Annotated in this window: 12 protein-coding genes; 11 read left to right on the top strand and 1 reads right to left on the bottom strand. The window is 59.6% G+C overall.

Annotated features, from left to right (window positions below; genetic code table 11):
* Positions 1–22: 22 nt before the first annotated feature.
* From BJF97_RS17640 to BJF97_RS17605, 8 genes are all read left to right on the top strand, one after another.
* Complete coding sequence (locus BJF97_RS17640) at positions 23–1,381, top strand: glycoside-pentoside-hexuronide (GPH):cation symporter (RefSeq protein ID WP_014229797.1); 1,359 nt, start codon at positions 23–25, stop codon at positions 1,379–1,381.
* Between the two features lie 102 nt (positions 1,382–1,483).
* On the top strand, positions 1,484–2,875 hold the full coding sequence (locus BJF97_RS17635; protein WP_014229796.1) for a carbohydrate porin: 1,392 nt from the start codon (positions 1,484–1,486) through the stop codon (positions 2,873–2,875).
* An 83-nt stretch (positions 2,876–2,958) separates the two neighbouring features.
* Positions 2,959–5,739, top strand: coding sequence for a glycoside hydrolase family 3 protein (locus BJF97_RS17630; protein WP_032694108.1), 2,781 nt, complete (start codon positions 2,959–2,961; stop codon positions 5,737–5,739).
* A gap of 21 nt (positions 5,740–5,760) precedes the next feature.
* Positions 5,761–6,651 carry an alpha/beta hydrolase gene (locus tag BJF97_RS17625; RefSeq protein WP_032694107.1) on the top strand — a complete coding sequence of 297 codons (891 nt, stop codon included), beginning with the start codon at positions 5,761–5,763 and terminating at the stop codon, positions 6,649–6,651.
* Positions 6,652–6,858: 207 nt separating this feature from the next.
* Complete coding sequence (locus BJF97_RS17620; protein WP_014229793.1) at positions 6,859–8,298, top strand: circularly permuted type 2 ATP-grasp protein; 1,440 nt, start codon at positions 6,859–6,861, stop codon at positions 8,296–8,298.
* A complete protein-coding gene (locus BJF97_RS17615; protein ID WP_032694106.1) occupies positions 8,292–9,221 on the top strand; it encodes an alpha-E domain-containing protein in 930 nt (309 codons plus the stop codon). Before BJF97_RS17620 ends, BJF97_RS17615 begins: the two co-directional genes overlap by 7 nt.
* Entirely contained in the window at positions 9,218–10,033 is an 816-nt protein-coding gene (locus tag BJF97_RS17610; protein ID WP_014229792.1) for a transglutaminase family protein, read from the top strand. The genes BJF97_RS17615 and BJF97_RS17610 overlap by 4 nt, the downstream gene beginning before the upstream one ends.
* Before the next feature lie 18 nt (positions 10,034–10,051).
* Complete coding sequence (locus BJF97_RS17605) at positions 10,052–10,804, top strand: proteasome-type protease (RefSeq protein ID WP_014229791.1); 753 nt, start codon at positions 10,052–10,054, stop codon at positions 10,802–10,804.
* Here BJF97_RS17605 and BJF97_RS17600 read toward each other — a convergent pair.
* Positions 10,789–11,556 carry an AraC family transcriptional regulator gene (locus BJF97_RS17600; protein ID WP_032694104.1) on the bottom strand — a complete coding sequence of 256 codons (768 nt, stop codon included), beginning with the start codon at positions 11,554–11,556 and terminating at the stop codon, positions 10,789–10,791. The genes BJF97_RS17605 and BJF97_RS17600 overlap by 16 nt on opposite strands.
* Positions 11,557–11,650: 94 nt before the next feature.
* Here BJF97_RS17600 and BJF97_RS17595 point away from each other — a divergent pair, with 94 nt between their 5' ends.
* From BJF97_RS17595 to BJF97_RS17585, 3 genes are all read left to right on the top strand, one after another.
* Positions 11,651–12,790: an MFS transporter gene (locus BJF97_RS17595; protein ID WP_032694103.1), complete on the top strand. Its 1,140-nt coding sequence runs from the start codon at positions 11,651–11,653 to the stop codon at positions 12,788–12,790.
* Positions 12,791–12,894: 104 nt separating this feature from the next.
* Positions 12,895–13,878: a fatty acid desaturase gene (locus BJF97_RS17590; RefSeq protein ID WP_014229788.1), complete on the top strand. Its 984-nt coding sequence runs from the start codon at positions 12,895–12,897 to the stop codon at positions 13,876–13,878.
* Complete coding sequence (locus BJF97_RS17585; protein WP_032694102.1) at positions 13,871–14,671, top strand: phosphate/phosphite/phosphonate ABC transporter substrate-binding protein; 801 nt, start codon at positions 13,871–13,873, stop codon at positions 14,669–14,671. Before BJF97_RS17590 ends, BJF97_RS17585 begins: the two co-directional genes overlap by 8 nt.
* Positions 14,672–14,989 lie beyond the last annotated feature (318 nt).

The following is a 14,989-nucleotide window of genomic DNA, read 5'->3' as shown; positions in this document are numbered from 1 at the left end:
ATTTTGCATAAAGGAGTGGTGTATGTCTGCTGGCGACAAAATTTCTGTCAGAGAGAAAATAGGCTATAGCCTGGGGGACGCGGCCAGTCACATTGTATTTGACTCGTCCGTGGCTATTCTGGCTTATTTTTATACCGATATTTATGGCCTGCCGCCCGCCGTGATGGGGACGATGTTTTTGCTGGTTCGTCTGCTGGATGCGATTACCGATCCGATTATGGGCGCGATTGCTGACGCCACCTCAACCCGCTGGGGCCGTTTCCGCCCCTGGCTGCTGGCGATCTGCGTCCCCTTTGCGGTGAGCTGCGTGCTGGTGTATTCCATTCCCTCTTTCTCCGACTCCGGAAAAATTGCCTACGCCGTGGCGGCTTATATATTTATGACCCTGATGTATACGGCGATTAATATTCCTTACTGCTCGCTGGGCGCGGCGCTGACCTCCGATCCGCGCGAAAGCCTCTCGCTGCAGTCCTGGCGTTTCGCTATCACCCCAATCGGCGGCGCGCTCGGTACCGCGTTTATTTTACCGCTGGCTGACTTTCTCTATCCCGGCGACCGCGCGACCGGCATTCAGGTCTCGATGGCCCTGTTTGGCGTTATCGGCTGCCTGATGTTTATCACCTGCTTCGCCACCACAAAAGAGCGCGTGCAGCCGATTAAAGAAGAGAACCTGAACGTAGCGCGGGACGTGAAAATACTGTTTCGTAACGATCAGTGGCGTATTCTTTCCGTTTACAATTTTATGATGCTGGTCGCCGTAGTGATTCGCGGTGGCGCCGTCGTCTACTATGTGAATAGCGTGCTGCATAAAGGCGCCGACGTGATAACGATATTCATGCTCGGCGGGATGTTTGCCTCCATGCTGGGTTCGGTGCTGGCCAAGCCCTTCGGGACGCGTTTTTGTAAGGTCCGACTCTCTTTCTGGATTAACCTGCTCACCGCCGCGCTGGGCGTGGTCTGCTTTATCGTTCCGGTGCAATTCTGGATTGCGGTGCTCGGCGTGCATATTCTGATTTCTATTATTCAGGGCGGCAACGGCGCGCTGCAGTGGTCGATGATTACCGACGTGAATAACTATGGCGAATGGAAAACCCAGCGGCGTATTACCGGTATGAACGTTGCGGCAAATATCTTTGTTATCAAGCTGGGCGTCGCCGTTGGCGGGGCGATCCTCGGCTGGATATTGGCCTATTACCATTACGCCGCTAACACCGCGGTGCAGCCAGCTTCAGCGGTGCAGGGCGTGGTGCTGTTGTTCACCCTGGTTCCTTCTGTTTTTTATGTTATTACCGCCGTCTCTATTAAATTCTACGGCTTAACGGAAAAGAGAATGAACGGCATCGTCGATGATTTAAACCACGGAACCTTCGCTGAATCCTGATTATTCAACACCGTATTTAAAGGGCTGTACAGACTATTTCTCTGGATAGCCCTGGTTTTACCCTGGATGAAACAAATAATAATGTAATTAGGGATGTTAATAATGAAAGTAAAGTATATAGCTCTGGTTATTAGTGGCCTGTTCTCCTCTGGCCTTTGGGCAGCGACAAATAATGCTCCTGCGGATATTGAAAAGCGTTTAGCGCAGCTGGAACAGCGCTTAATAAATGCTGAGCAACGGGCGGCCGATGCGGAAGCGAAAATTCAGACCTTAACCCGGCAGCAGGCCGCTGTGGCGAAAAGTACGCCAACCGTAAAAGTGGAATCCGCCGAGCCCGTCGCACCGGGCGCGGAGCCGACGAAACTGACGCTGTCCGGCTACGGGGATATCAAATTTTATGGCGATGTGGAATTCAATATGGATGGCGCCAGCAGCAGCGGTAGCCTGACTTCGGTAAAAACCACGGCGAATAAAGATTGGGCGCCGGGCAATAACGAACGCTGGGATATTAATGGCCGCCTGCTGCTAGGTTTTGACGGTATGCGCAAAATGGATAACCGCAGCTTTGCCGGTTTTTCCGTCCAGCCGCTGGCTGACCTGAACGGCAAAATGAATCTTGATGATGCGGTATTCTTTTTTGGCCAGGAGAACGACTGGAAGGTGAAGGTCGGCCGTTTCGAAGCCTACGATATGTTCCCGCTGAATCAGGATACGTTCGTGGAATACTCCGGGAACACCGCCAACGATCTCTACAGCGACGGCTACGGCTATATCTACATGATGAAGGAAGGGCGCGGCCGCAGCAGCAGCGGCGGCAACTTCCTGATGAGCAAAACCCTTGATAACTGGTATTTTGAACTCAATACCCTGCTGGAAAACGGCAGCACGCTGTTCCAGGACCAGCAGTATCACGGTACTGAACTGGAAAATGAGAAAAATGTCGCCTATTTACGCCCGGTTATTGCGTGGAACAGCGGACGCTTCTCCACCGCCATCGCCATGGAGAGCAACGTGGTGAATAACGCCTATGGCTATCACGATGCGAAAGGGCGCTGGGTCGACCAGTCCAGCCGCACCGGCTATGGCTATACGATGACGTGGAACGGGCAAAAAACCGATCCGCTGGATGGCGTGGTGACCAACCTTAACGTCGCTTATATGGATGCCGAAGATGAAACCGACTTTACCGCCGGGGTGAACTCCCTGTGGCACGGTGTTGAGCTGGGCTACATTTACGCGCATAACAAGATTGAAAGCTTTAATACCGCTAACTTTATCGCTAACTGCGACGATAACTGCTGGATCGCCGATCCGGGAAAATATGATATCCACACCATTCATGCGTCGTATCTGTTTCCGAACGTGATGAATATGAAGAACTTCAACATCTATCTGGGCGCCTACGCATCCTGGATTGAATCCCACCCGAACAACGGCGACGGCCAGGAAGACTCCCGCTACGGCGGCCGGCTGCGCTTCAAGTATTTCTTCTGAGCACAGCGGAGCCCGCATTTCGCGGGCTCTGTTCATTATGCTATTAAGCCTCCTGTCGGGGCATGAGTTAACAGGACAACACCATGTATGACAGTCAAGCGGGGACGCCGCTGGAAGGGTTTGCCGAATTTGCCGCCGCCGCCGCTGCCGAAGGCGCGGTGCTGTTGAGAAACGATGGCCAAATGTTGCCGCTCGCTCCCGAACGGCCGCTATCGTTATTTGGCCGAACGCAGATTGACTACTATCGCAGCGGTACCGGTTCCGGTGGGGCGGTTAACGTGGTGAGCAGCACAACCTTGCTGCAGGCGATGCGTGCGCGAAACGGGATGAGGCTGAATACGCAGCTGGCCGGACTCTACGAACGCTGGGTTGAACAACACCCCTTCGACAACGGCGGAGGGGGCTGGGCAGCGGAACCCTGGTGCCAGCAGGAGATGCCGCTGAGCGATGAGCAGATTCGTCAGGCGCGCGCTTTCTCCAGCCAGGCAGTGATTGTTTTTGGGCGTACCGCGGGAGAGGATCGGGACAACGCCGACGTGGAAGGTGGCTATCGGCTCACCGCCGACGAAATGAACCTGCTGTATCAGGTCTGCGGCGAATTTGATGACGTGGCGGTGGTGCTGAATACCGCCGGGCTTATCGATCTCTCATGGGCTGACGATCCGCGGCTGCGTCAACGCATTCGCGCGCTGCTCTACGTCTGGCACGGCGGCGCCGACGGCGCTCAGGCGGCCACTTCGCTGCTCTATGGTGAGGTGACGCCATCCGGCAAGCTGGTAGGCAGCATCGCGATCTCTCTCGACGACCATCCGGCATCGCCCTGCTGGGGGGCGGAAGCGCAAAGCCTCTATCAGGAGGATATTTACGTCGGCTATCGCTACTTCGAAACCTTTTGTCCGCAGCGTCTGCAGTTCCCCTTTGGCTTTGGTCTCTCATACACCTCTTTCACCCTGCAATCGGCGCGGGCGGAGACTTTTGGCGACCTGATCAAGGCGACCGTCACCGTGACCAATCGCGGGGAGCGCTTCGCGGGCAAAGAAGTGGTGCAAATCTACCTCCAGGCGCCGCAGGGCGCGCTCGGCAAACCGGCCAAAGCGCTGGTGGCTTTTGCCAAAACTCGCCTGCTGCGACCTGGGGAAAGCGAAACCTTAACGTTATCAATTCCGCTGGAGCGCTTTGCTTCTCTGGACGATAGCGGAGCGACCGGGCATCCACACTGTTACGTGATGGAGCCAGGGCTTTATCGTTTGCTGCTTGGTAACAGCGTGCGCGATGTACAGCCGCTGGCGGTTGACGGCGAGGCGGGGTACGCGCAGAAAACGCTGCGGATCCTCTCCTGCCATCAGCAGGTGCTGGCGCCGACGGTGCCTTTCGTACGTATAAAACCGGTCGCGGACGGCGATGATGGGCGCTATCAGATCGAGTGGGAGGACGTGCCGCGGCGGGAGATTAATCTGCGCGCGCGCATTGAGGAGCGTTTGCCAGAGGCTATCACCCTTACCGGCAACCAGGGGCTGACCCTCAACGACGTGGCTGAAGGGCGTACCACGATGAACGCCTTTGTTGCTCAGCTGTCTGTTGAGGAGCTGGCCTGCCTGGTGCGCGGAGAAGGCATGTGTAGCCACAAAGTGACGCCCGGCGTCGCATCGGCTTTTGGCGGCGTGGCCGACAGCCTGCTGGAAAAAGGTATTCCTCTGGCATCGACCGCCGACGGCCCATCCGGGATTCGCATGGATAACGGCGCAAAGGCCACTTTGCTTCCCAGCGGAACATTATTGGCCTCCAGCTGGGACCCGATCCTCGTGGAACGCTTATACGTGATGGAAGGCAAAGAGCTGCTGCGCAACGGTATCGACCTGCTGTTAGGGCCGGGGATGAACATCCAGCGCCATCCGCTGAACGGGCGTAATTTTGAGTACTTTTCCGAAGATCCGCTGCTCACCGGGATGATGGCGGCGGCGGTGGTTCGCGGCATTCGCAGCGGCGGCGGGATTGGCACCCTCAAGCACTTTGCCTGCAACAATCAGGAGTTCGCCAGAGCCAAAGCGGATTCGGTGGTGTCAGAGCGCGCGCTGCGTGAAATCTATCTCAAAGGTTTTGAGTATGCGGTGAAATCCGGCGGCGCAAATGCGGTAATGACCGCTTATAACCCGGTCAACGGCCACCATGCCGCATCCAACTACGATCTCACCACCACCGTCCTGCGCGAGGAGTGGGGCTTTCGCGGGATCGTGATGACCGACTGGTGGGCAACGATGAACGATCCCGTCGATGGCGGCGCGGCGAGCACCCACAACACCGCGGCGATGATCCGCGCGCAGAACGACCTTTATATGGTGGTCAATAATAACGGCGCGGAAGTTAATGCGGGGGGAGATAATACCCTGGCGGCGCTGGCGACAGGCGAGCTAACGCTCGGTGAGCTTCAGCGCTGCGCGATAAACATCCTCGACTTTATGCTGCAGACGCAGGTCTTTAAGCGCGGGGAGATGCCGCGGGCGGGGATTATTCACCTGGCGGCGGATCCTGCGTGCGATGGGGCCTGTCCTGGCGCAATTAAAATTGCCGAGCAGTCGCGGCTGCGCTACGACGAGGAGCTGGTGCTGAGCGTTGAGCGAACAGCGGTATATGATGTGCTGGTGAGCGTTCACGCTAACGGTGCGCCGCTCGCACAAACCGCCTGCAACCTGCTGCTTAATGAACAATTTGTGGCGACGATCCAGACCAACGGTACGCTCGGTCGTGAGATTGTGCAGAAGCTGTGTCGGATTGAGCTACAGTCCGGAAAATATCGTGTAGGCTTTGATTTTATCAAGCCGGGTCTGGTGGTGGACTGGCTGGAACTCAAGCTCGTTAATGACTAATTTCCGTCTCAGGAGCTGCCGATGAACCGACGCCATTTTTTGTTTTTAAGCGCCGCCGCGCTGCTGGCGGGCGGTCGTCTTCGCGCCGCTGAAAGCCAGCAAACGATCCGCCTGTGGCCTGGCGTGCCTCCCGGCGGCGGCGGACCGGACGGCCCCGTCCGCTTATCGGCACGCGGCGCGCTAAGCCATATCGCCCAGCCTGAACTGACGGTATGGCGTCCCGCAGCGCCACGCGGCCACGGCGTATTAATTGCTGCCGGCGGCGGCTATCGACGCATTGAAATGGCGAAGGAGGCCTGGCCCGCCGCGCGCTGGCTAACGATGCGCGGCTATACCGCGTACGTGCTGACCTATCGTCTTCCCGGGGAGGGGTGGCAAGCGGGCGGCCTTGCTCCGCTGCAGGACGCTCAGCGGGCGCTGCGCCTGATTCGTCAGCGGGAAGCCAAAGTCAGCCTTCTGGGGTTTTCCGCCGGCGGACATTTGTCGGGAATGGCTGCCTGTCGCGCTGATTTTGCCTCTTACCCGCCGATCGACGGCGTGGACGACACCCCGCCCCGGGCCGACGGCGCCGCGCTGATTTATCCGGTGATTTCCCTCGAACCTCCGTACACCCATACCGCCACCCATCGGCTCCTCGCCGGGCCTCACGCCGCGGAGGAGGTGGATCGCGCCTGGTCGGTACAAACCTGGGTCAGCGGGCGGACGCCGCCCTGTTTTCTGGTTCAGGCGGAGGACGATAATGTCTCCGATCCGCACAATACGTTGATAATGGCCGCCGCCTGCCGTCAGCATCAGGTCCCGGTCAGCCTGTATCGTTACGCCAGCGGTGGTCACGGTTTTGCGCTGGGCCGGGTCGGTACGCCCAGCGTCGAGTGGCCCGAGCGCTACGCAGCGTGGCTGGCGGCGCGTTAGTATCGCGTGAATCGACTTGCCCCAAATTGGTGCGCTTTACGCGAAAAACAGGCCATAAATAAGCAAAGCGTCTGATTGTTTTTTATTCAATTCAGCGTCATGGCATAACAGCGTAACGCCGCGCCGCCGCGCTGCGTTACCTGGCATAATTAATGCTTATCTCTTACCGGGATTACCTCAAAGTGAGTACAACCGGAGGAGACGGCCATGATAAAAATAACGCTTCCTGACGGGCATTATTATGATGAGATGCTTACCGCACAGGGAGAGCAGCGTCAGCACTATAACGCCTGGTGGCAATGGTTTCGCAGTACCGATCAATTCTCTATCCGGCAGAAGAAAGAGCAGGCGGAGCTGCTCTTTCACCGCATCGGCATCACCTTTAACGTCTACGGCGAGGATGAGGGCACCGAACGACTGATCCCTTTCGACAGCGTGCCGCGTATTATTCCCGCCGGCGAGTGGCAGCGGATTGACCGCGGCATCCGCCAGCGGGTGAAAGCGCTCAACGCTTTTCTTTACGATATCTACCATGATCAAAATATCCTTCGCGCGGGGCTGATCCCGGCCGAACAGGTGCTGGCGAACGAACAGTATCAACCCTGTATGCAGGGGATAAATTTACCCAATAACACCTACGCCCATATCACCGGAGTCGATATGGTGCGCAACAGCGACGGCCAGTATTACGTGCTGGAGGATAATCTGCGCACCCCCTCCGGCGTCTCCTATATGCTGGAAAACCGCAAAATGATGATGCGGCTGTATCCCGAAATGTTCGAACAGCACCATATTGCGCCGGTAGAACGCTACCCCAGCTATCTGCTGCAAACGCTGCGCGAAAGCTCGCCGGTGGACGATCCGTGCGTGGTGGTGATGACCCCGGGACGGTTTAACAGCGCCTATTTTGAACACAGCTTTTTGGCCCAGCAGATGGGCGTTGAGCTGGTGGAAAGCGCGGATCTGTTTATTAAAACCGGGGCGGTGTATATGCGCACCACCGAAGGACCGCGGCGCGTGGACGTCATTTACCGGCGTATCGACGACGCATACCTTGACCCGCTGGCCTTCCGCGCCGACTCCATGTTAGGCGTACCGGGGCTGCTGTCGGTGTATCGCGCCGGGGGCGTGGTGCTGGCCAACGCTATCGGTACCGGCGTCGCCGACGATAAATCGATCTACCCCTTCGTACCGGAGATGATCCGCTTCTATCTGGGCGAGCAGCCGATCCTGAGCAATATTCCCACCTGGCAGTGCCGTAAGGCGGAAGATCTCAGCTACGTGCTGAGCAATCTTGAACTGATGGTCGTGAAAGAGGTTCACGGCGCGGGCGGCTACGGCATGCTGGTTGGCCCGCGCTCGACCAAAGAGGAGCGCGATGCGTTTCGCCAGCGTCTGCTGGCGAATCCGGCCAACTATATCGCCCAGGACACCCTGGCGCTGTCGACCTGCCCAACCTTTGTCGACGAGGGGCTGGCGCCGCGCCATATCGATTTACGTCCCTTCGTCCTTTCCGGCCAGGAGATCCGCCTGGTTCCCGGCGGGCTGACGCGGGTGGCGCTAACCGAAGGTTCGCTGGTGGTGAACTCGTCGCAGGGCGGCGGCACCAAGGATACCTGGGTGATGGAGGATGATGAATCATGTTAAGCCGCACAGCGAGTGAACTCTTCTGGATGGCGCGCTACCTTGAGCGCGCGGAAAGCTATGCCCGGGTGCTGGACGTGACCTGGAAGCTGTCGATGATCCCCCGTCACAGCCAGCAGTCGCGGGATTTAGCCTTGCCGCTGAATCTGTCGCTGACCCATGAGCTGTTTCAGGCGCGGCACGCGCGTTTCACTATGAGCAACCTGCTTAATTTTTTCGCGCTCGACGGCAACAACCCGTACAGCATTTTCAGCTGCGTCGAGATGGCGTGGAACAACGCCCATGCGGTGCGCGGCAGCCTGTCGGCGGAGGTGTGGGAAAGCATCAACGCCACGCGCATTGAGCTGCGAAAGCTGCGCCAGCAGAGGATCGGCGAGCTGGGCAACGACGCTTTCTTTGAGTGGGTAAAAGAGCGGGTACATCTGTTTCGCGGGGCGATCCTCGGCACGCTGCTGCGTAACGACGCCCTGAGCTTTATCGGGATCGGGACGCTGATCGAGCGGGCATCCGCCACCGCGCAGCTGCTGTTGATTAAGGATCAGCAGCTGAACAGCGATCCCGATCCGGTACGCGAGTACTACCGGCTGGATACGCTACTTAATGCGGTCAGCGCCCGCGAGGCCTACAACAGCATTTACCGCCAGCCGGTCAGCCGCGAAACGGTGATGGAGCTGCTGATCCTGCGCAACGATGTGCCGAGATCGCTGAGAGCGAGTATTTCCGACCTCGTCGGGCAGCTGGAACAGATTGCCAACGACCGCTCGCACTTGCCGCTGCGGCTGGCGCACCAGCTCAACGTCGACCTGCGTTTCAGCACCCGCGACGATCTGGCGCAGGCCGATTTACAGGTCACCCTTAATGCACTGCTGGCGCGGATTAACGCGCTTTCCGACAGCATCAGACAAACCTATCTGGAGGCGTTATGAAACTGGTTATCGATCACCTGACCCGCTACGGCTACGATGAAGAAGTGAAGTTTTCGACCCAGTATCTGCGCCTGACGCCGCGCAGCAGTGGTCGGCAGAAGATCACCGCCTGGACATTAACCCTGCCGGACGGTTCCGCCGTCGCCACCACCGACGCCTGGGGCAACGTGCTGCACGTGCTGACGCTGGATAATCCGCATAAAGAGATTACCATCCGCGCCAGCGGGATCGTCGATATCGCCGAAGAGGGGGACGACATCGGCGCGGAGCCGCAGGAGCTGCTGTCGCCGCTGGTTTTCTTGCGCTGTACGCCGCTCACCCGCGCCGACGGCCCGATCCGCGAATTCGCTCAGCGCTGGTATCAGCCGGAGGCGCAGGAGGAGAGCCTGAACCGGTTAATGGCCGAGCTGCTGCTGAGAATGCCCTATTCGCCGGGCGCCACCCAGGTGCAGGACTCCGCCGCCGATGCCTTTGCGCGCGCGAAAGGAGTTTGCCAGGATCACACCCACGTGTTTCTCGCCTGCTGCCGGGCGCTGGAGATCCCGGCGCGCTACGTCAGCGGCTACGTTTACAGCGATAACGCCGAGCACGTTGCCATGCACGCCTGGGCCGAAGTGTGGCTCAACGAGCGCTGGCAGTCGTTTGATATCACCAATAACACGCGCAGCCTGAATCAACATTTGCGGCTGGCGACCGGGCTGGACTATCTTGATGCGTGCCCGGTACGCGGCACCCGCCTCGGCGGCGGGGGGGAAATCATGTTAACTAACGCTGAAGTGCGCGAGCATTCGCAGCAGGCGCAGCAGCAATAACGGCAGGAACAAAAAACGATGACCTACTGTGTGGCCATGTGTTTGTCAGATGGACTGGTATTTGCCTCAGACTCCCGCACCAACGCGGGAGTGGACCATATTGCAACGTTTAAAAAACTGCACGTTTTCCATCAGGATGGCGAACGGGTCATGGTCCTGCAGTCGGCGGGCAACCTGGCCACCACTCAGAGCGTGATTAGCCTGCTCAGCGCCCGCATTCGCACCCAGCAGGAGCCTAACCTGATGCAGGTGACCTCGCTATACGACGCGGCGATGCTGATCGGCAAAACCTTACAGGAGGTGATTCAGCGCGACAGCAGCAATCAGCAGAACTGCGGCAATACCAACTTCAACTGCAACCTGCTGCTCGGCGGGCAGATCGCCGGCGAAACGCACCGGCTGTTTCATATCTATCCGGAAGGCAACTTTATTGAAGCCACGCGCGACACGCCCTATTTCCAGATTGGCGAGAGCAAATACGGCAAGCCGATTATCGACCGGGTTCTGACCATCGATACTCCCCTGGAGCAGGCGATGTGCTGCGCGCTGATTTCGATCGACTCCACCCTGCGCAGCAATCTTTCGGTGGGGCTGCCGCTGGACACCCTGCTGTACCGCAGCGGTAGCCTTAGCAGCGCCGAACAGCATCGGATCACCGAAAACGATCCCTATTTCAATACCATTCGCAAAGCGTGGTCCGAAGGGCTGCAGAACACCTTTCTGAAGCTGCCGCCGTTCACGCCGGGCGGCCACAATCAAGCGGAAAAATAACGCCCCGGCGTCATGCCGGTCATGGTGCGGAAGAAGTAGATAAAGGCGCTGTCGCTGGCGAAGTCGAGCGCCTGCGCCGTATCGGTAATCCGCTCCCCGGTTGCCAGCATCTCGACCGCTTTCATTAATCGCCACTGTTGACGCCACTGCTGGTAGGACATCCCGGTATCGCGGCGAAACAGTCGGCTGATGGTTTTTTCGCTGGCGCCGCAGCGGGCAGCGAGCGTCCCAAGCGGCGGCGGCAGCGCGTCGCCGCAAACCATCGCCAGCCGTTTATCCTGCGGCAGCGAGAGCATCATCGGCTCCCGCGCGGCGGCGCGAATTTCCGCCTGGCACAGGGCGGCGAGATGCCGCGCCGGCTCGGCCTCCCAGTCGGTATCCCAGGGGCTGGCGCTGATGCGCTCTAATAGCTCGCGCAGCAGCGGCACCACGTTGAGTATCGCCGACTGCGTTGGCAACTGAGGGTAACGCTGCGGCTGAAACCAGACGGAACGATAGTCGACAATGTTTTTCATCTCCGCGCGATGGCTGACTTCAGCGGGGATCCACGCCGCGCGCCCCGGCGGCAGCAGGCACAGCAGGACGCTATCGTTGAGCGTTAAACGCACGCATCCCTGACGGGTAAACAGGATCTGTGCCATCTTATGCCGGTGGCTGCCGGAGTCGTGGTTACCGAGCGCCGACTGCACGCCAATCAGGCTACTTTTCAACGCATCCGGATCGAATGCCGCGTCAGCGTCAAGCCAGGCCATAATGTCTGATTTCCGATATTTAAAGTCATTATGTTTATAATGTTCGATAAACGGCTTCCCTACAATAGCGCCTCTTGTTAATCAGGAGGTGGATATGTTGGGACGTGCCGCGCTGGTGCTGGTGACCGCGCTACTGATGTTTCCGCAAATAGCGGAAACGATTTATAGCCCGGCGCTGACCGATATCAGCGCCCGTTTTTCCGTGAGCGCGCCGCAGGCGGCGCTAACCCTTTCCGTGTACTTTATCGGTTTTGCCATCGGCGTTTTGCTGTGGGGCGGATTCAGCGATCGCTACGGCCGGCGTCCGGCCCTGCTGGCGGGGTTAGGGGTTTACGCATTGGGATGCCTGATGGCGCTGTGGGCGACGGATTTTTCGCTGCTGCTGGCGGCGCGGATCGTCACGGCCGCTGGCGCGGCAACCGGTTCAGTGGTGACGCAGACGGTCCTGCGGGACTGCTATCGCGGGCGGCAGCTGGCGGGAATTTTTTCGTTTATCGGCCTGGCGCTGGCGGTGAGCCCGGCCGTCGGGGTCTATATCGGCGGCGGGTTGACCGCCCTCTGGGGGATGCGCGGCGTATTCAGCGCGCTGGCGCTTTTGGCCGCCGCGCTTCTGCTGGGCTGCCTGGCGTTGATGCCGGAAACGCGTCCGCAAAACCTCAGGAGAGGGCCGTTTCTTCACGTGCTGCGGCGGATGGTGGGCGATACGCGCGTCGCCCTGGCGGCAACCCTGGTGGCGGCATTTAACGTCAGCCTGTTCAGCTACTACAGCCTGGCCCCGTTTCTGTTCGCCCGATTCGATCTTGATGCCCTGACGTTTGGCTACAGCGGCATGGCGCTTGCCGCGGGTTCGCTGCTCGGCGCGCTGCTTAACCACCGGCTGCTGCGTCGGAATGTCTCGCTGGGGCGGATACTCGCCATCGCCTGCATTCTGCACTTAGCCGGCGGCGTCGCGGTGTACGTGCTGCGGGAATCAATCTGGTTTGTGGCGCCGGTTGCGCTGGTCACCCTTGCCTGGGCCATGGCGATCCCGCTGGTGCTGGGGTCGGCGCTGAGCGCCTACGGCGACTGTCGGGGCACCGCCGGCGCCTTTTTCGGCCTGTTTTATTATGTCCTGATTGGCGCCGGTCTGCTGGCGGCCGGGTGGGGGCAATCGCTGGGGGCGTCGCTGCTGGCGTGCGCGGGCGTGAGCATGCTCGCCGGGTGGCGATATATCATCGTGCTCAACGAGGGCTAAGGTGATTTTCTGGCAAAGCTAAGCGATTTAAATTCTTTGTTATTTAACGCGTTATCTCACATCTTCGGAGGATCAAACGATAACGCGAAAAGGCAGTGGCAGGAATGGCAAAAAGCAGGTCGGTCTATCTGCATCCGCAGCAGCGCGAGCGGATTCATCAGTTTTCCCGTAGCTGGCTGTGGCGCAGCGAGCTGCCCACCTGGCTACTGATCGTTGCCGTCTACGGCGGCTGGTTTGCCTCGCTGGCCTGGTGGCGCGAGCTGGGCATTTTCCCCGCCACGCTGCTGCTCATCTGGTTCACCGCCTGGTATATGTCATTGCAGCATGAGCTTATTCACGGTCACCCCACGTCGCGACCATGGTTTAACCAGCTGCTGGGGACCCTGCCGCTGGCGGTCTGGTATCCCTACGGGCTGTACCGCGACTCGCACCTGGCGCACCATCATCATCATTTGCTGACGCAGCCGGTTGACGATCCGGAATCCTACTATTTTACGCCGCAGAGCTGGCAGCGTTTTGCCCCCTGGCAGCGCAGCCTTATTCATCTGCGCAATACGTTTATCGGCAGGCTGCTGGTGGCGCCGCTGCTGGATATTGCCCAGACGCTCGGCAGCGCGCTGGCGGCATTTCGACACCGGCGGGTGAACACGATAGCGATGTGGCTGGTTCACGGCCTGCTGCTGGCGGCGCTGTTCGCGTGGATGAATCACCTCGGCTTTTCGCCGCTTTACTTTGTGCTGGCTATCAGCTACCCGGCGCTGGCGTTGACCAAAGTGCGCTCTTTCCTTGAACACCGCGCCGCGGACGATCCGCTGGCCCGTTCGGTGATTAACGAGGCGGGGCTGGTCTGGCGAGTGCTGTTCCTCAATCTCAACTACCATTCAGTGCATCACGATTTGCCGGGGGTACCGTGGTACGGGCTGCGAAAAATCTATCTGCATAATCAGGCGGAGTATCAGCGGCGCAACGCCGGGTTTGTGGTGCGCGGCTACGGTGAATGGCTGCGGCATTTTTTTGCCAGACCGGTGGCGGTGAATGCCCATCCCGGCTTCAACCAGCAGGGTAAGGCGGATGAAGAGCATGAGTGAAAGGCTGGCGTTTCCGATGTACGCGGTGAATGACGAGGATACTCAGGCGCTCTGGCGGGCGGTGCGGCAGCTGCTGGCGGCCCGCGGCGTGGTGGAGGAGGATACGCTGTCGTATCAGGTACCTGAGGATCTGCTGACGCACTGGCGCCATCCGGCGCTGCTGTTGAGCCAGACCTGCGGTTATCCGCTGATGACGCGGCTGCCGGCAGTGCAAACGGTCGGCTGTTTTCACTATTCGGCGCCCGGATGCGAAGGGCGGAACTACCGCAGCCTGCTGGCGGTACGTGAGGCGGACGGTGATCAGACGCTGGCGGATTTTCGCGGGCGCCTGGTCGTGTGCAATTCGCCGGATTCCCAGTCCGGCTATAACGTGCTGTTAAACATGGTCGCGCCGCTGTCGCTCGACGGGCATTTCTTCTCGGCGGTCGCGTTTAGCGGCAGCCATCGCCAGTCGCTGCGTGAACTTCAGCAGGGGACGGCGGATATTGCCGCCATTGATTGCGTGACCTGGGCGCTGCTGCAGCGTCATCAGCCGGAGGCGCTGGCGGGGCTGGCGGTGATTGCGCGCAGCCCGCTCGCCCCGGGTCTGCCGCTGATTACGTCGGCGACGACGTCCGCAGCGACGCTGGGGCTGCTCAGAGAGGCATTGCAGCAGCTGGTGAGCGATGAACGCTACCGGCCGCTTTGCGAAGCGCTGTTTATCTGCGGCTACAGCGATATGCGGCGCGCGGACTATCAGCCGCTGCTGGCGTGGCGTGATGAGGCGGCGGCCAGGGGCGTCGTGCGGCTGTAGGCGCCAATTTCCCCGGGCCGCGGCGCAAGCGCCTTGCCCGGGCTACCCGATCGCAGACGGTTGTGAACCCGTAGCCCGGCTAAGCGCAGCGCAAGCCGGGGAGAAACCGCACCGAGGTTTCAGACACAGCCCCTTCCCCGGAGGCGGCGCGTTGCGCCTGTCCGGGCTACCGATCCGCGGGCGGCGGTGAACCCGTAGCCCGGCTAAGCGCAGCGCAAGCCGGGAAGAAAACCGCAGCAAAGCATCCGGCAGCGCACCTTCCACGGAGGCGGCGCGTTGCGCCTGTCCGGGCAACCGATCCGCAGACGGTTGTGAACC

Origin of the sequence: Klebsiella sp. LTGPAF-6F (assembly GCF_001753185.1) — a bacterium.
In the GTDB taxonomy this organism is placed as follows: domain Bacteria; phylum Pseudomonadota; class Gammaproteobacteria; order Enterobacterales; family Enterobacteriaceae; genus Klebsiella; species Klebsiella michiganensis.
Note: the sequence above shows the minus strand (reverse complement) of the source record. Positions and strands in the feature narration are given on the sequence as shown.